Origin of the sequence: Niastella yeongjuensis (genome assembly GCF_900110245.1) — a bacterium.
In the GTDB taxonomy this organism is placed as follows: domain Bacteria; phylum Bacteroidota; class Bacteroidia; order Chitinophagales; family Chitinophagaceae; genus Niastella; species Niastella yeongjuensis.
This window is the reverse complement of the sequence record NZ_FOCZ01000013.1, coordinates 124,062-141,612: the sequence shown is the minus strand read 5'-3', so window position 1 is coordinate 141,612 and position 17,551 is coordinate 124,062. Positions and strand designations below refer to the sequence as shown.

Sequence of the window (17,551 nt, the reverse complement as noted above, 5' to 3'; positions counted from 1 at the left end):
CTCATGGCGATGAATTAAAATAACTTATTACCTTTAGCGTTTTGAAACTCTCTCTATGGCTAAATTCGATGCCCAATCTACCCTGAAGCGCTTGCAAAACCGGTACCGGCTGGTAGTGATGAATGATGATACTTACGAAGAGGTTGTGACGTTTAAATTATCCAGACTGAGTGTTTATATCACACTTAGCACCATTTTTGTGTTGTTGACGGGTTTAACTGTGGCTCTTATTGTGTTCACCCCGTTGCGGATGTATATTCCTGGATATGGCGATGTAAACACCATGCGTGAGTTGCGTGAATTGAAGGTACGTACCGATTCACTGGAGCAGGCGATGTTGAATAAGGACAAGTATCTTGATAATGTTAAAAGTGTTTTACAGGGGAATATCAGCGTTAAGTTAGACACGTCAACGTTGTCTATTCCCCAGACAGAGAATATTGAAGAATAAACCAACATTTCCGTATGTTCAATCAGAAATCCAAATCCGAAACCTCCAGCGAAGTATCAGCGCCTGGAACGGGAGCCGCCACGCTTATTGCAGCGGGGACTACATTAAAAGGCGATATCTCCAGCAACGGTGATATTCGTATTGATGGTACCCTGCAGGGCAACATTCAATGCCAGGCAAAAGTAATTATTGGCTCCAATGGTTCTGTAGAAGGCGATATTTCCGGACAACAGGCCGACATCATGGGCAAAGTAGCCGGCACTATCAAAGTAAAAGAGTTATTGCAGTTAAAAGGCGGTAGCTATGTGAACGGGAATTTATATGCAGGCAAACTGCAAATAGAGCCCAGCGCCAATTTCAATGGCCAGTGTCACATGACAACAGCCACCAATGGCCAGGCAAGCGAAGTTGTTGCCGATAAAAAAGGCAAAAAAGCTGAAAGCCTGGTAGAGTAAGCAGATCCCCGGTTACGCCCCCTATGTACTAGTTGAACGCACCTATTCGATAACCTCTTTGTTACCGGAAAAGGTATGTTTTTCCCAGAACGTAGGTTGGTTTAGTCTGGAAATCAATAACCTGCCCGCCCCCCTTAAACTTATTTGAAGTCTCGCCCAACAGGTGGGACTTTCTTTTTTTCTGCCGGGTTAAGCGAGGCCAGGTTCACCCCGCAAGACGGGGCAGGCACTGTCAATTTTTCAACTTACCTTCGCCATCCATTTTTTACACGATGTCAAATATTTCGGTTTCCAGATCATTTCGTCCGCTGTTATTATTGTTTGTAATTACTACTGCTTTGTTTATTACCAGCCGGGCCCGGTTTGCCCGGTGGAATGTTGATGCGGATGTATTGATCATTGGCAACCTGGTTTTATTTGCTGCCGCAGCGGTTTCGTTTTATTTGTTTTCAAGGTCATGGAATTCCAGGAACCCCCAGGCCATTTTGCGCACCGTGTATGGTGGTATGTTCTCGAAAATGATGATCTGTTTGATCGCCGTGATTATTTACCTTAGCATAGTAGGCAAGGGTTTTAATAAAGCAGGTATTATAGGATGTATGTTCCTGTACGTGCTGTATACTACTCTTGAAGTGGTTATCCTGATGAAATTGAGCAAGCAAAAAAAGAATGTCTAAACAGCTAGCGCCTTTAGAATACCTCAGTAAATTTATTCCTCCAGCAGCCGTACCACGGGTGCTGGAATACCTGCATCAATATAAAGTACATTTAACCATTACGCGGGAGCGAAAATCAATCCTGGGCGATTACCGCCACGCCACTACCGAAAAAAATCACCGGATCAGCGTCAATGGCAATCTGAACCCTTACGCTTTCCTTATTACACTGGTGCATGAACTGGCTCACCTGGTTACCTTTATTCAATTCAAACACCAGGTTTCGCCGCATGGCCGCGAATGGAAAGACTGTTATGCCCATTTGCTGAAAGACTTTTTAGGTAAGGAGATCTTTCCACCAGTGGTAGAACAGACGCTTAAACAATCGATGCACGACCTGCCAGCCAGCAGTTGTGCCGATGAAGGCCTGATGCGGGTATTGAAAAAGTTTGACCGGGATAACGGGCTCGTAATGGTTGAACAGTTACCCGAAGGCCAGCTGTTCGATATTGGTGAGGGCCGCATATTTAAAAAAGGAAAGAAGCTGCGCAAGCGCTTTCAATGTATTGAAGTAGATACCGGGAAGCTTTATTTGTTTAGTCCTATATATGAAGTGAAGGCCGTTAGTTAAGTGCTGTTTAAACTTTCAACTTACAACTCTTTAAGCATCCAGATATCACATCCAAAATGACCGGTATTTCCCATTGGTCCATCGAGGTATTTAAACCCAAACTTTTCATAAACCGACATTGCCTTTCGTAACTCAGGCATGGTTTCAATATACACATTGCGATAGCCGGCCTCACCAGCAAAGGCAAGGGCTTTATCGATGAGCAATTTGCCAATACCTTTTCCCCGCGCGGCAGCAGCGAGGTACATTTTTACCAGTTCGCAGGTGCCATCGGGTAAACCCGGTGAAGGGAAAATGCCGGCACCACCAATTAGCACGCCATCCAATTCTGCTACATAATAAATGCTTCCGGGCTGCCGGAACAACTCATAGAGTGCATCGGTGGTAGCATCGTAATAAACTGTGCCAGGTTTGTTGGCGCCAAATTCAGCCAGTGCATTTCTGATAATGATAGCCAATGCCGGGTTATCGGCTGGTTGTATGGTTCTGATGGTAACAGGTGACATGGAACGAAGGTAACAAGATAAATGTCACAAGACGCATCCTTCCCGATGCCTATCGGGACTAATTAAAACAAACACCAATGGGAATGATCAACGGGTAAGCATCTACGCGTAAAAGGATAAATAAGCAGGGGTGGGGAAGTGTTCTTTGTAACGGGGAGAAACTATGCCAGCAGCGCCATCAGGCTATAAACGATCACATAGGCTACAAAGAGGAATCCAAAGAAGAGCCGAATAGGATTTTTCATTTGCTACAGATTAATCAGGTGATTGATTTGGTTACTATTTTATATGGACAAAATACTATGCCAAATGCACGGTTATCCACATTTGGGTTCTACTATATTTCACAAATACAGAAAATACGGTGTGTTGTTCGTAACAACACCAGTGCCTGGGTAAGAGGTTATAGCGGGCAGTTATTGAAAACACTTATCAGTTCAATGATCCTGGCAGCGGCAAAGGTGTTTTCTTTACAATTATAGGGCGGAGTCAAAGATATAGCTTGCTTAATGATGTTATTAGTCTCGTTGTTAAATTAGATATCCACGATGTAATGTATTGATGATAGTAAATGAATGAATTATAAAAGTTAGTAAATGTACGAGGCGGCATTGTTGTGAATGTACGAGGTATAAAGGTTTCATTCTAGCAGGTTCTAAAATAATCGCAGATACTGTTAAGTTTATCTTATAAAATGCTTCCGAATTTGAAGAAATAGTTACATATTTACCCCGCAATTGTGGAAACAAACGATTTTGCTACTTTTGCATATCCAACGTTCAATGCAAACCGAAAACCAAAGAACATATAATAGTCCTGTATCTATGAAGACCAGCAATGCTGAGGTATATTGTATTGGAATCAACAATATTTCCCGCCTGGTTAAGGGTGGGTTTTTTTATGCCCATAACCGTTAGTGATAGGAAGTTTGTAAAGTGCGTATAGTAGTAAGGGTATATTCCTAGATGCAGATAAGTTAACCAAGCAGTTGAGTGAATAAGAGGAGTTAAAAGAAAGAAAAAGCAGATTATATTTCGATCTTTACATAGTCAAAGCAAATGATTTAAGATTTATAAATGTAATCCAACGTCCAATAGAAAAACCAAAGTAAAAATCCAAAGTCCAAGTCCGAAAAACCGAACCGTATTCCTGTGTTAAACCATTCAAAAGTCCAAAGTCCGAAAAACCAAAGTCCATTGTTCCTTTTGAAAAAACCAAAAAGATCCGAGAGTCCTCTTGAAAACTAGTCCAGTTATCCTGTGAGAACAGAAACCGTCTCTCAAAAAATTGTCCCCGCTTTCCGTTGCGGGGACATTTGTTTTTATAGAGGGCCTGATGTTCTGACTTTGCGCTGCGGGGCGAGGGAGGCACAATTGTGTTGAATGGCTTTCATCAATCCGTACAATATGTTAACTTGTATAAGAATTATGCGGCGTATAGTTACTATATGTTTATCCATAATACTGGTATCTGATGCGGTAGCCCAAATTCCGCGTTCTTCAACAGGCCAATTTCAATACTATGGCGAGATCCTTGCCGAAAATACAGACTACACTATAGCGCGGGCTAAATCTTTCTTTAACCAACCCTTTCTGGTGCATTGGGATACGGTGGCCAGTGTGAAGCAACTTGCCAATGTGGTAATAAGCGGCAAGGGCTACATCACCATAAAGGCCAAACTACATGATATAGGAACTCCTTCCATTGTTCCGGTGGGGCTGCACATGAGCATTGAGATCGTGGATGGACATTATCGCTATATCGTCAATCATTTTGAAGTAATTGATAAAGAACACAATTCACACTACCCCCTGGAAGACAAGCCTGAAATAGTTAAATCATTGGCTTACCAACAGTTGCTGCAAAAAACGCATAAATGGATGAGTTTTGTTATAGGGTTTATGAAGCATCATTTGCAGGAAGAATAGTTGATAAGTTAACACGTTGACAGGGTTGATAGCGTTGATAAAGGAAAGAAGTATGAAGTAGGGATTAAGCGGTAGGACGTTGACAAGTTCAGTAGCCGGGGAGAGGTGTATTGATTAAAGCTTAAAGCTTACGGCTTACAGCTTGCTGCTAATAAAAAAATCCCGCCTCTTTCGAAACGGGATTCTATTTATATGTTTAACCAGTTTACTACTAAGCAACCGCTTTACCCACCAGGGCAGCAGCTTCGCTCAACAGAATGGCTGATTGTACTTTCAGACCGCTTTCTTCGATCAGCTTTTTAGCTTCTTCGGCGTTAGTACCTTGTAAACGAACGATGATAGGTACAGTGATGTTGCCGATAGATTTATAGGCATCGATAACACCTTGTGCAACCCGGTCGCAACGAACGATACCACCAAAGATGTTGATGAGGATCGCTTTTACTTTAGGATCTTTCAGGATGATGCGGAAACCAGCTTCTACTGTAGTAGCGTTGGCAGTACCACCTACGTCCAGGAAGTTAGCAGGCTCACCACCGCTTAATTTGATCATATCCATGGTTGCCATGGCCAAACCGGCGCCATTTACCATACAACCTACGTTACCATCGAGTTTTACGAAGTTCAGGTTGTATTTACCAGCTTCTACTTCTGTAGGATCTTCTTCGCTGATATCGCGCAGGGCTTCCAGTTCGGGATGACGCATCAGGGAGTTGTCATCGAGACCCATTTTACAGTCAACGGCAATGATCTTTTCGTCAGATGTTTTGAACAATGGGTTGATTTCCAGCATAGCGCAGTCTAAACCAACGTATGCATTGTATAAGTTAGTAACGAATTTTACGCAGTTTTTGAAGGCCTCGCCTTTCAGACCCAGGTTGAAAGCTATTTTACGTGCCTGGAAAGCCTGTAAACCACCACTTGGGTGAACCCACTCTTTGAAAATTCTGTCGGGGGTATTGTGAGCTACTTCTTCAATGTCCATACCACCTTCAGTGCTGTACATGATCACATTCTGACCTTTTGTACGATCGAGCAGAATTGATAAATAGAACTCTTTTACCGGGTTAGGGCCAGGATAATATACGTCCTGAGCTACCAGTACTTTGTTCACTACTTTACCTGCAGGGCCTGTTTGAATGGTAACCAGGGTACCACCCAGCAAATTGGAGGCGATAGTTTTGATTTCTTCGGCACTTTTACCTACTGCCACACCGCGTTGTTCGGTTCCCTGAATTTTACCCTTTCCGCGACCACCGGCATGGATTTGTGCCTTAACAACCGCGAAGTTGTTGCCAAATTGAACCTTTAAATTCTTATATGCTTCTTCGGCCGCGTCGGCTCTGTCAACCGGTATTCCTTCCTGCACCGGTACATTGTATTTTTTCAATAATTCCTTTGCCTGGTATTCGTGAAGATTCATGCCGTAAAAAATTTTAGCGAAAGTAGTAAAAAAAGTTATTAAGTTCTGAGTTCTTAGTTCTCAGTTCGGTGTACAAAGTTCCGGGAACGTTTCCGGAAGGGCCGAAGTGTTTAGTTTTTAGTTAGATTTGCACGCATTTTCAACCAGTAATCACGCCATTAATATTATTTAATCATTATGCCCGATTTACTTCAGCAATTGCATGAGACTACTTCCTTTATCCAAAGCAGGTATGCGCACACCCCCATGGTGGGCATTGTTTTAGGAAGCGGTTTGGGAAATTTTGCACAGGAATTAAAGATAGAAGAAGAATTAGCTTACAATGAAATTCCCCATTTCCCGGTTTCTACGGTAGAAGGCCATCAGGGCAAGCTGATATTTGGTGAATTAAGCGGTAAAAAAGTAGTGGTAATGGCGGGTCGTTTCCACTTTTATGAAGGATATACCCCCGATGCGGTTGCGTACCCTATCCGGGTAATGAAGCAACTGGGTATAGGACATTTACTGTTATCCAATGCAGCAGGTGGTGTAAACCCGGGATTTAAAGTAGGCGATCTGATGATCATCACCGACCACATAAGTTTTAATGTAATAAATCCGTTGTTAGGGAAGAACCATGCTGAACTGGGACCCCGGTTCCCGGACATGAGCGAACCCTATACAAAGGAGATCATAAAGAAAGCCAAACGGATTGCAGCTGATCAAAAGATCAACGTCCAGGAAGGTATATATTATGGTGTTACCGGCCCAACATTTGAAACAAGGGCAGAATATAAACTGATTCACCGCCTGGGCGGCGATGCAGTTGGTATGAGCACCGTACAGGAGGTTATCATTGCCGTGCATATGGGGCTGCCGGTGTTTGCCGTGAGTGTTATTACCGATATTGGTATACGGGAAGAAGATAATATAATAACGCATGAAGAAGTGTTGCAGGCTGCCAAAGAAGCTGAACCAAAGCTGACCACTATCTTCAAACAGCTGGTAGCAGAATTATAACATACCGACGCTGTCGGTTTGCTGACCGCCTGGCTTTCGTCAGCACAATTAACTTTCTTATAACCGGTAACGGTTTTTTAATTATTAATTTGTCGCCTTGTTTAATAATCGTTCATACTTGTTAAGGGTCCTTTTCATATTTCTGGGAACTGTATTCATGCTTACCTGCTTTGTAACTTCTACAAAAGCGCAGAGTGGTGTTTTTCAACAGGCGCAGGGCAGGTTCAGTGGTATGAGTATGGGATCGGGCGGCAGTGATTCAATTGGGCACCGTACCGGTTTGGAAGATTCCATCACTATCTTTTTCCGTTACCTCGATACAAGCCGGATGCGGGGTTTTGATTCCACCCTGTACGATTTCGCAAAAAAGGTTGGCTTGCCCTGGTATCATGTAACCCTGGGTAACCTGGGAAATGCTTCCCGCAGCCTGTTGTTTGAACCGCAAATGAAATCCGGCTGGGACTATGGCTTTCACTCCCTCGATGATTATAACTTAACAGTAGAAGACGCCCGTTTTTATAATACCACGCGACCATATGCGGAATTGAATTACCTGTTGGGTTCGAAGTCGGAACAGTTCATCAGGCTCATGCACACGCAGAACCTGAAGCCTAACTGGAATATGAGTTTTGAATACCGGCTTATTAACTCACCCGGTTTTTACCAGAACCAGAATACCAATCATAATAATTACCGCTTTACATCCTGGTACCAGTCGAAAAACAAACGGTACAATAACTTTATCGTCATTGTTGGTAACAAATTGCAATCCGGCGAAAATGGCGGTATTGTATCTGATTCCTTTTTAAACAAGGCTGGTGGTAGTTTTGATGACCGGTCGAACATTCCCACCAATCTGGGGCTGGATAACCCCGGCAGCCGTAACTTTTTCAGTACTACCATCGCTACGGGCAGGCTGTATACCAACGCTACCTATATGATGAGGCAGCAGTACGATATTGGGCAGAAAGATTCCCTTGTTGTAAATGATACCACGGTTATTCCTTTGTTCTATCCGCGGTTACGACTGGAACATACCATCGCCTACAGTACTTATCACAATCGTTACCAGGATACGCATGCCGACAGTGCCTATTATGATAGCAATTATTTTTTGAAGCTGTCAAGTTCAGACTCCACCACAGAACAAATTTATGCCAAAGAATACTGGAAGGATCTAACGAATGATTTTTCATTTTACACTTTCCCTGATGCCAAGAACGCGCAGCAATACCTGAAACTGGGTGCCTCTTTGCAAACGCTGAAGGGGGAAATGATGGATTCGATCTATACGAAGGACAGCGTTTTTTCCAGAAGCTATTTCAACACCTTTGTGCATGGCGAATACCGCAACCTCAGCCGTAATAAGAAATGGGACATCCTGGCATATGGCAATTTTTATGTTGCCGGAAATAATGCCGGGGATTATAATGCGTACGTCAGTTTGCGCCGGCTGATCAGCAAACAGATCGGTTATTTACAGGTAGGTTTCCAAAACACCAACCGTACGCCGTCCTGGATGTTCAATCCGCTCAGTACTTTTTATCTGGATACAACTGCCACACAACTCGATCTGAAAAAAGAGAATACCACCCTGTTATTTGGAGAGTTTGAACAACCCAAGTTGAAACTGAAGTTAACAGGTAAATACTTCCTGGTTACCAATTATACCTATTACAGTGGGTATATGCAGGTAGCACAGGCATCTTCTTTGTTTAACGTGCTGCAGGTATCGGGTGAAAAGATCTTCCCCATTGGTGGCGGCTGGAACTGGAAAACATGGGTAACCTTACAGCAACGGTTAGGTGACGGACCGGTTAACCTGCCGCTCTTTACTACCCGTAACCAGGTTGGTTATGATGGTTCCCTTGGGTTTAAAAACCTGCGTATCAGTTTCGGTGGTGAACTGCGTTATTTTTCTCCCTATAAAGCACCTGAGTACTCTCCGCTGCTTGGACAATACTTTTACAATGAGAATGTGAGTACGATAAGGTTAGAGCGTCCGGATATCGCCGCTTATATGCACTTCCGGATCAAAAGCTTTAACGCCTACCTACGGGCCGAAAACCTGAACACCATCAACATCGCAAACGGCGGTGGGTTTACCCTGAATAACATGCCTACCACAGGCTACCCCTATCCCGGTTTGCAGATACGGGTAGGTATCTTCTGGAGTTTTGTAAACTAGGAATTGACTGCCGGGGTTGCAGGGGGAACGGCTTTCTTTCCGGTAAATAGTTTGCGGTATCGTTTTAAAATGACGTTTATCCAAATGCCGATCAAAACACCCGGTAAGATCCATAATAACCAGGTCAGTGAACCGATCTTTACGTTTACAACAATAAACGCGGTAACGGTTGCGGCAAAAGCGCCGCCCATTCTACCGCCATGGGTGAAGAACCAGTGTTGTTTATCAGCAGGCCGCTGGTAAAAACGACGAATATCTTTCCAGCCGCTCATACAACAAAAAATACCAAAAGACAACGGCACGGTTCCCCACATTCCCCGTTGGGTGAACCAGCTATAACTGAATGCAACCAGGGCTAAACCTGCTGCCATGCCGATGCTGCTGATGGTCCAGTCGAGCAGGGCCGGTTGCTGTTGCAGATGCAGTTTTTTCAGATACAAGGCCCTGTATCCCGAACAGGTAAGGTAATAGCTAAAAAAGCCCACCATAAACAGGAACGGAATATTTCTGACAATAGAAAGATAAGTAGCCGTAACAAATACTCCGGTCATGCCATAAAAGAACAGCTTACCGGTAAGCCGGTGGTTCCGTGCGCCTTTTTTGTTAAGCATGGAAAACAGGCCGCAGGTCAGTGCCGTAAAACCACTGATGATGTGCAGGATGAGCATAATATTAAACAGGCTGGTCATAATTGTGTGTTTTAATGGGAAAGGCAACGCCCTTGTTACCTTCACAAAAATGGCTGTAAATCAGTGCGTTTTCCAAATGCAAGGGATGAATTGGGGTGGTTTGGGACGGAATGCGGGGTTGTGAGTGGTGAGTTGTTAGTTGTGAGTGGGCTCACGAAAGTGCAGCAGTCTGCTTGTTTTAAGAAATCCCCCCGGGGAGGTTGGGGTGGGTTTATTGCCGACTCACTTTTTCAGTCAGCTGGGTATTTAAGTTACGTGAAACCGGGATCAGTTCCTCCACATCTTTCAGGTGCAGCTTATAGCCCTGGGCATTGCCGCTTACATGTTGTACGGTTTTCAGGTTTACGATATAAGCCCGATGGCACCGGAAAAACTGGGGAAAGGTTGATAATACCTCCTCTGCTTTTCGCAGGGTATTTCGTAACAGGTGGGAGGTGGGGTGATTGTCTTTTATAAAATAGATCCGCACGTAATTGTCAGCAGCTGTAATGTATCTGATTTCGCCGGGCGGCAGCGACAATTGCTCTTTCCCGTTTTCACTGGTGAATACTATCTGCTCCGGCACAGAAAGGACGGGCTGGGGGAGAATTACCGGTTGGTTCAATTGTTCATCGAGCCGGGAGGCGCCGGCCTGGTATTTTTTTAACAGCCGCTGCTGCTTTAACAATATATTGAGCCAGAGTGGAAAGATGCCTACCACCAGGGTGATCCACAAAAAGCTGAACAGGTTATGCCACGATAAATAGTTTTTGTAAAGCCAATGTGTCAACAGCCAGTTACCGATGGCAATGGGAATTAATTGCCAGCACATACGTATCAGTTCTTTTCCTACAGTCCATTTTTCTTCGCGAAATATAGTCGGGAAAAGGCGGGGCAGCAGAAACGTGTTGGCCGTAACACAAATGAATGTAACCCCTGCATACAAAACAGTATGAAATAGTAATAAGGGCGTTTTTATTTCATCAAGCCCAAAAGGTTTTAATAATACCAATATCAGGAATACGCAAAGAGCGGCATAAAAAATATACCGGAACGATTGACGGGAAGGTGCATCTAAAGGAAACGGTCGGTTTAATAGCATAAAACGTTCTTAATGGTAAAGATACGTGGACGTTAACCCAGGTTAAAAAATAATTAGCGATAGCGTAAATGGCCGGGTGTTTTGTACATTTGACCAGTGAAAAAGACCGTGGCCATATTTTTTATGTGTATTTATATGCTGTCGTTTTCAGAAATGCATCAGTTTCTGCGAATACCGGTATTGATACAACATTTTGTGGAGCACCGGCAACTGGACCCATCTGTTTCCCTGCTGTCTTTTTTAAATGAACATTACATCCATCAATATATAATAGACGCTGATTATCAGCGCGACAATCAATTGCCCTTCCGTCATGCCGATTGTTGTGCCGTTACCACTGCCCTTAACTGTGAGTGCCCGGCTATACCATTTATTGAACTGCCGGTTCGCACTACCGAAATAAAAAATGAGTTTATTCTGCACGATGAAGACAGTCATACCTTACTATCGATAGCAGACATTTTTCAACCTCCCCGTTGCGCTTAATTCCATAGCAGTTTTTTTATTCATGTTGAACAATGTGTTCAATCGTATTACGATTGGGTAAATCGTGAGGCTATTGTCAGTGTTAATACTGCATGTACAGTATCCACTGCCGATTCACGATTGCCGAATAAAAATGTATTTAATGATCCAGGCAATTATTCGTTTTTCCATAAAGAATAAGCTGGTAATCGGTTTATTTGTTTTAACGCTTTTATTATGGGGCACCTATGCGGTAACAAAGTTGCCGATAGACGCTGTTCCAGATATTACCGATAACCAGGTACAGGTGATCACTACCTCGCCTTCATTGGGGGCACCCGATGTAGAACGGTTGATCACTTTTCCCATTGAACAGGCTAACAGTACTATTCCGGGTCTTAAAGAGATCCGAAGCATTTCCCGTTTTGGCTTATCGGTAGTAACCATTGTTTTTAATGAAGAGGCTGATGTATACTGGGCCCGGCAGCAAATTGCCGAACGGCTGCAACAGGTGCAAAGCCTGATCCCGCCACAATTGGGCAAACCTGAATTGGCGCCGGTAACAACCGGCCTGGGGGAAATTTATCAATATGTAGTAAGACCCAAAAAAGGATACGAACAGAAGTATGATGCCATGCAGTTGCGTACCATGCAGGATTGGATCATTCGCCGCCAATTACTGGGTACCCCGGGCGTAGCGGAAGTATCGAGTTTCGGCGGCCGGCTAAAACAGTATGAAATAGCTGTAAATACCTCCAGACTGAAGTCGCATAACCTTACTATCGATGACGTATTCACTGCCCTGGAAAAAAATAACCAGAACACAGGTGGCGCCTATATTGAAAAGGGGCCTATGGTTTTGTTCATTCGCAGTGAGGGATTGATCACCAATGAACAGGATATTGGTAATATAGTAGTGAAAACAATGGATGCCGGTATCCCGGTACTGATGCGGGATGTAGCTGCCATAAGTTTGGGAAATGCCACCAGGTATGGGGCTATGACGTATAATGATAAAGGAGAAGTGGCGGGCGCTGTGGTGATGATGCTGAAAGGCGGGAACTCGTCGGCAGTAATAAAACGCGTGAAAGACAAAGTAGCACAGATACAACAAACCCTGCCCGAAGGCGTGGTGATAGAACCCTTTCTTGACCGTACAAAAATGGTGAACCATGCAATAGGTACGGTTCAAAAAAATTTGATAGAAGGGGCGCTTATTGTAGTGTTTGTGCTGGTGGTGTTTTTAGGCAACCTGCGGGCCGGACTGGTGGTAGCATCGGTTATTCCCTTGTCGATGTTATTCGCCATTATATTGATGAATGTATTTGGGGTAAGCGGCAACCTGATGAGTTTGGGTGCCATCGACTTTGGGCTGATAGTAGATGGTGCGGTGATCATTGTAGAGGCAGTGATGCACCGCCTGAGCCATTCAAAACATTTCTCCTCCATCAATAAGCTTACCCAAAGCAGCATGGATGACGAGGTACAGCACAGCGCCTCCAAAATGATGAATGCCGCCATCTTTGGGCAGATCATCATCCTGGTGGTTTATCTGCCTATTTATTCATTGCAGGGCATTGAAGGGAAAATGTTCAGGCCTATGGCGCAAACGGTAACCTTTGCCTTATTAGGCGCCTTTCTGTTGTCATTTACCTATGTGCCCATGATCACATCGCTGTTCATCAGTAAAAAGCTGTCGCACAAAAAAACGTTCAGCGACCGCATGATGGAGCGTTTTGAAAGGGCATATCAGTTTGTGCTGGAAAGAATGCTTCGTTTTCCCAAACTGATCATAGGAGGAAGCATAGTTGCTTTTGTGATCAGCCTGTTTATCTTTTCCCGCCTTGGCGGAGAATTTATTCCCAAACTGGAAGAAGGTGATTTTGCCATTGAAACCAGGTTGCTTACGGGAAGTAATATCAATGCTTCGGTACACACATTAACCCAGGCAGCCCGTATTTTGAAAAGCAGGTTTCCTGAAGTGCAAAAAGTGGTGGGTAAAAATGGCAGTAGTGAAATACCTACCGATCCCATGCCTATAGATGCCAGTGACCTGATCGTCATTCTAAAGGACAAAAAAGAATGGACAAGCGCCCATACATTTGATGAACTGACAGAAAAGATGCAACAGGCGTTACAGGAAATTCCCGGAGCCACGTTCGGTTTTCAGTATCCCGTACAAATGCGGTTTAATGAATTGATCAGCGGTGCCCGGCAGGATGTGGTGTGCAAGATCTTTGGAGAAGACCTCGATACACTGGCTCAATATGCCAATAAAGTGGGCGCCATTATAAATACTGTTAAAGGCGCTGCCGATACCTATATTGAAACGGTTACCGGTATGCCACAGATCCTGGTTACCTATAACAGAACGGCTATTGCTCATTACGGATTGAATATTGAAGACATCAACCGGGTGCTGAATACGGCTTTTGCCGGACAAAGCGCCGGACTGGTATATGAAGGAGAACGTCGCTTTGACCTGGTAGTACGGTTGGAGAACCTGCAACGGCAGGATGTAAGCGATGTACAAAACCTGTTGATCCCCACTGCGACCGGCGCCCAGATCCCACTCAGTCAGGTAGCTGCGGTTGAAATAAAAGATGGCCCCAATCAAATACAACGGGAGGATGCCAAACGAAGGATCATAACCGGTTTTAATGTACGCGGTCGTGATGTTGAAAGTGTGGTAACAGAGCTGGATAAAAAAATAAAGCAACAGGTACAACTGAAAAGCGGGTATTACATCGTGTATGGCGGGCAGTTCCAAAATCTCACCGAAGCCCGGAAGCGGTTGTCCATTGCGGTACCAGTGGCTTTGTTGCTGATACTGGTGATGTTGTACTTCGCCTTTGGTAAGGTGAAATACGGACTGCTTATTTTCTCGGCAATTCCCCTGTCTGCCATTGGTGGTATTCTGTTCTTATGGATGCGGGGCATGCCATTCAGTATTTCTGCTGGTATTGGTTTTATAGCCCTGTTTGGCGTGGCGGTGTTAAATGGCATTGTGCTCATTGCCGAGTTCATTCGATTGAAACAGCACGGTATACAGGATATAAAACAAATTATTATGGAAGGAACGCGTATAAGATTGCGTCCGGTGTTGATGACCGCATCAGTTGCCTCATTGGGTTTTTTACCCATGGCATTGAGCGAGGGCGCCGGAGCTGAAGTACAACGGCCGCTGGCAACGGTTGTTATTGGCGGATTGCTCACTGCTACCTTTCTTACACTGGTGGTGTTGCCGGTATTGTATCTGTGGGTAGAAAACCGGAAACGAATAAAACCTGCTCTTCAGGTTGCCGGAATGATCATCGCATTGTTGGTGTGCCAGTCGGCATTTACACAAACCGGTACAGAACGCTCAATGCCGTTGGAACAAATGCTGCAACAGGCCAGTACCAATAACTTATCGTTAAAGGCCAGCCGCTCGGGCATTGGGTACTGGAAGCAATTACAAACCGCTACTACCGAGCTGCCACGCACGCAGATAGGCGGGGAATATGGCGGTATCAACAGTATGAACAACGATACCCGGTTCTATATTAACCAATCGTTTGAACTGCCTGTTGTATACCGGCGGCAAAAGGAACTGTATGGCGCGCTGGAACAGGTGGCCAGCACACAGGTGGCGTTGAAACAACAGGAACTGCAGAAAGCAGTAAAGACCGTGTTTTATAATATGGTCGATTTGCTGGAGCGGCAAAAGCTGTTATTGCGGCTCGACTCCATCTACAGCAGGTTTCTGGATGCTGCCAACCTGCGGCTAAAGACCGGCGAAAGCACCATCCTGGAGAAAAGCAATGCCGAAACGCAGATCCAGCAATTGAAATTGCAACAGGAACAGGTAAAAGCCGATCTGCGAATGGACCAACAGCAATTGCAATGGTTGTTGAATACAAAGGATCTACTGTTACCCGAGTACCATGCTTTGAAAAAAGAACAGGATCAATTGATAGATACCCTGGCAGTCATTAGCCACCCTGCGGTGCAATTGCAACAACAGCAGGTAAAAGTAAATGCTGCGCAAACCAATATTGAAAAGGCCCGGTTGAACCCTGAGTTCACCGTGGGGTATAGCAATCAGTCTATCATTGGCTATCAAACAAAGGATGGCGTTAATCAAAAATATTATAGTGGCGGTGACCGCTTTAATATTTACCAGCTGAGTGTAGGGCTGCCCATTTTTAATAAGGCTGTAAAGGCGCGCATCAGGGCCGGTCAGTTGCAGGAAGCAACTACCCGCCTGGAAGTAGATGCAACCAGTCAGTACCTTACCAATCAATGGGAGCAACTGCAGGAAGCTTATAAAAAATATGGGGCACAGGTACAGTATTACGAAACAGCCGGTTTACAACAGGCTGCTTTGATTACCCGTAATGCCCGCCTGGGTTTTGAAAAAGGTGATGTAAGTTATGTGGAATGGACCCTGCAAATGAACAACGCTGTTAATATTGAACTGGGGTACCTGCAGGCGATACATGCCCTGAACAACACGATTATAGAATTGGAATACCTAACCGGAAAATGATCACTACATGAAGAACCTGTTTTTATATATAAGCGTTTTATTGTGCTGTGCATCCTGTGCTTCCGCTGATAAACCGGCGGAAACAAAAAAAGAAACAGCCGCCAATACCGTTACCTTAACCGATGCGCAAATGAAAAACGCCGATATTGAAATTGGCGCAGTGCAAACACAAGATCTGAACGATGTATTGAAAGTAAACGGCTTGGTGGATGTGCCGCCGCAAAATATAGTTTCAGTAAGCTTTCCCCTGGGTGGTTATCTTAAACATACCACGTTGTTACCTGGTATGCATATAAATAAAGGACAGGTAATTGGTGTTATTGAAGACCAGGGCCTGGTGCAACTGCAACAGGATTACCTGATGGCGCAGGCACGCCTGCGATTTCTACAACAGGAATATGACCGCCAGAAAGAATTGAGCCAGCAACAGGTAAGTGCGGCCAAAACCTTTCAACAGGTGCAGGCTGATTTTACTGCTCAAAAAGTACTGGTGAAGGGATTTGCTGAAAAGCTGCGGCTGATCAACATCAATCCGGGTTCGTTGAATGAGAACAACATTTCCCGCAGCGTTCCCATGTATTCGCCCATCAATGGTTTTGTGTCGAAGGTGAATGTAAATATCGGCAAGTTTGTAAATGCCACAGATGTTCTGTTTGAATTGATCAACCCCGATGATATTCATGCAGCCCTTACCGTATTTGAAAAGGATATGCCTAAAATAAAAACAGGGCAGCGGGTGAAAGTATCGTTTGTTGATGAGCCGGGCAGGGAGTACGATTGCGAAGTGATACTGGTTACCCGTAATGTAGATATTAACCGCAGCGGAACTATACATTGTCATTTTATTAAAAGACCCGGCAACCTGTTGCCAGGTATGTTCCTGAATGCCACCATTCATATAGAAAACGTTTCTGCACTTACTGTGCCCGAAGAAGCCGTAGTGCGGTATGGCAATCAGCAATACATTGTAAAGGCCATTGGCAAAAACAATTTTCAACTGGTTGATGTAGAAACAGGAATTCGTGAAAAGGAGCTGGTTGCCATTAGTTCAAAGGCTGTTGAGTTGAAAGATATGCAGGTGGTTACGAAAAATGCGTATGCGGTGTTGGGGAAGATGAAGAATGCTTCTGAAGAGGAATAGTTATCAGGTTCATATGTTATTAGGTTCTTAAGTTCCTGGGTTAACTCAGAACATAAGAACCTAATAACTTAATAACTTTTCTTAAACTCTGTAATCTTCTCTTACTGGCGAAAAGGCATCTAATACTCTCACAAAAGTAAGGGCAACAGCACTATGCGGTACATTAGAGGGTATAACATGTACCATACCGGGTGTCAGGAGCATTTTTTCGCCACCGATCACCATTTCGAGTTCGCCTTCTATCAAATATGTTATTTGTTCGTGCGGATGGCTGTGTTCAGGCAACTGCGCACCCTGTTGAATATCTACAAATGATAACGTCATGGTTTCCCCATGTACAAACCGGCCGTATAAACCTGGTACAATTTCTTTTCCCTTAATGGCAGAGAGGTGTTGCATATTTATTT

General features: G+C 44.3%; 15 protein-coding genes. 10 read left to right on the top strand and 5 right to left on the bottom strand.

All coding sequences use genetic code 11. The features are described 5' to 3' along the window. Positions 1–55 precede the first annotated feature (55 nt). The 4 genes from BMX95_RS27400 to BMX95_RS27385 all read left to right on the top strand — a co-directional run bounded on the left by BMX95_RS27400 (position 56) and on the right by BMX95_RS27385 (position 2,193). A complete protein-coding gene (locus BMX95_RS27400) occupies positions 56–451 on the top strand; it encodes a hypothetical protein (protein WP_081198258.1) in 396 nt (131 codons plus the stop codon). 14 nt (positions 452–465) lie between these two features. Continuing rightward, positions 466–906 carry a bactofilin family protein gene (locus BMX95_RS27395; protein WP_081198257.1) on the top strand — a complete coding sequence of 147 codons (441 nt, stop codon included), beginning with the start codon at positions 466–468 and terminating at the stop codon, positions 904–906. A gap of 272 nt (positions 907–1,178) precedes the next feature. Beyond that, positions 1,179–1,583, top strand: coding sequence for a hypothetical protein (locus tag BMX95_RS27390; RefSeq protein ID WP_081198256.1), 405 nt, complete (start codon positions 1,179–1,181; stop codon positions 1,581–1,583). Further along, positions 1,576–2,193 (top strand): SprT-like domain-containing protein, encoded by a 618-nt coding sequence (locus BMX95_RS27385; RefSeq protein ID WP_081198255.1) that lies wholly within the window; start codon positions 1,576–1,578, stop codon positions 2,191–2,193. The genes BMX95_RS27390 and BMX95_RS27385 overlap by 8 nt, the downstream gene beginning before the upstream one ends. Before the next feature lie 20 nt (positions 2,194–2,213). On the opposite strand, the gene BMX95_RS27380 is transcribed toward BMX95_RS27385, so the two are convergent. Then, positions 2,214–2,699: a GNAT family N-acetyltransferase gene (locus BMX95_RS27380; RefSeq protein WP_081198254.1), complete on the bottom strand. Its 486-nt coding sequence runs from the start codon at positions 2,697–2,699 to the stop codon at positions 2,214–2,216. A 1,427-nt stretch (positions 2,700–4,126) separates the two neighbouring features. Between BMX95_RS27380 and BMX95_RS27370 the strand changes: the two genes are divergently transcribed. Beyond that, the gene (locus BMX95_RS27370) at positions 4,127–4,627 is read left to right on the top strand and encodes a hypothetical protein (protein WP_081198252.1); all 501 of its coding nucleotides are present in this window, start codon (positions 4,127–4,129) and stop codon (positions 4,625–4,627) included. Between the two features lie 211 nt (positions 4,628–4,838). Here the strand turns inward: BMX95_RS27370 and sucC are convergent, their stop codons facing one another. Further along, a complete protein-coding gene (gene sucC, locus BMX95_RS27365; RefSeq protein ID WP_081198251.1) occupies positions 4,839–6,050 on the bottom strand; it encodes an ADP-forming succinate--CoA ligase subunit beta in 1,212 nt (403 codons plus the stop codon). Positions 6,051–6,227: 177 nt separating this feature from the next. Here sucC and BMX95_RS27360 point away from each other — a divergent pair, with 177 nt between their 5' ends. Then, the gene (locus tag BMX95_RS27360) at positions 6,228–7,049 is read left to right on the top strand and encodes a purine-nucleoside phosphorylase (RefSeq protein ID WP_081198250.1); all 822 of its coding nucleotides are present in this window, start codon (positions 6,228–6,230) and stop codon (positions 7,047–7,049) included. Positions 7,050–7,206: 157 nt separating this feature from the next. Continuing rightward, positions 7,207–9,237 (top strand): putative porin, encoded by a 2,031-nt coding sequence (locus BMX95_RS27355; RefSeq protein WP_081198249.1) that lies wholly within the window; start codon positions 7,207–7,209, stop codon positions 9,235–9,237. On the opposite strand, the gene BMX95_RS27350 is transcribed toward BMX95_RS27355, so the two are convergent. Together BMX95_RS27350 and BMX95_RS27345 are read right to left on the bottom strand one after the other, a co-directional pair. After that, positions 9,234–9,926, bottom strand: coding sequence for a hypothetical protein (locus BMX95_RS27350; RefSeq protein ID WP_081198248.1), 693 nt, complete (start codon positions 9,924–9,926; stop codon positions 9,234–9,236). The two genes, BMX95_RS27355 and BMX95_RS27350, sit on opposite strands and share 4 nt — an antisense overlap. A gap of 211 nt (positions 9,927–10,137) precedes the next feature. Then, the gene (locus tag BMX95_RS27345; RefSeq protein ID WP_081198247.1) at positions 10,138–11,007 is read right to left on the bottom strand and encodes a LytR/AlgR family response regulator transcription factor; all 870 of its coding nucleotides are present in this window, start codon (positions 11,005–11,007) and stop codon (positions 10,138–10,140) included. A 96-nt stretch (positions 11,008–11,103) separates the two neighbouring features. On the opposite strand from BMX95_RS27345, the gene BMX95_RS34670 reads away from it, so the two are divergent. The 3 genes from BMX95_RS34670 (at position 11,104) to BMX95_RS27325 (ending at position 17,144) form a co-directional block, all read left to right on the top strand. Beyond that, positions 11,104–11,493, top strand: a complete 390-nt coding sequence (locus BMX95_RS34670) for a hypothetical protein (protein ID WP_133053868.1) — start codon at positions 11,104–11,106, stop codon at positions 11,491–11,493. A gap of 142 nt (positions 11,494–11,635) precedes the next feature. Further along, positions 11,636–16,003: a CusA/CzcA family heavy metal efflux RND transporter gene (locus tag BMX95_RS27330; RefSeq protein ID WP_081198244.1), complete on the top strand. Its 4,368-nt coding sequence runs from the start codon at positions 11,636–11,638 to the stop codon at positions 16,001–16,003. Between the two features lie 7 nt (positions 16,004–16,010). Then, complete coding sequence (locus BMX95_RS27325; RefSeq protein WP_081198243.1) at positions 16,011–17,144, top strand: efflux RND transporter periplasmic adaptor subunit; 1,134 nt, start codon at positions 16,011–16,013, stop codon at positions 17,142–17,144. An 81-nt stretch (positions 17,145–17,225) separates the two neighbouring features. On the opposite strand, the gene BMX95_RS27320 is transcribed toward BMX95_RS27325, so the two are convergent. Further along, positions 17,226–17,543, bottom strand: coding sequence for a cupin domain-containing protein (locus BMX95_RS27320; RefSeq protein ID WP_081198242.1), 318 nt, complete (start codon positions 17,541–17,543; stop codon positions 17,226–17,228). Positions 17,544–17,551: the final 8 nt, after the last annotated feature.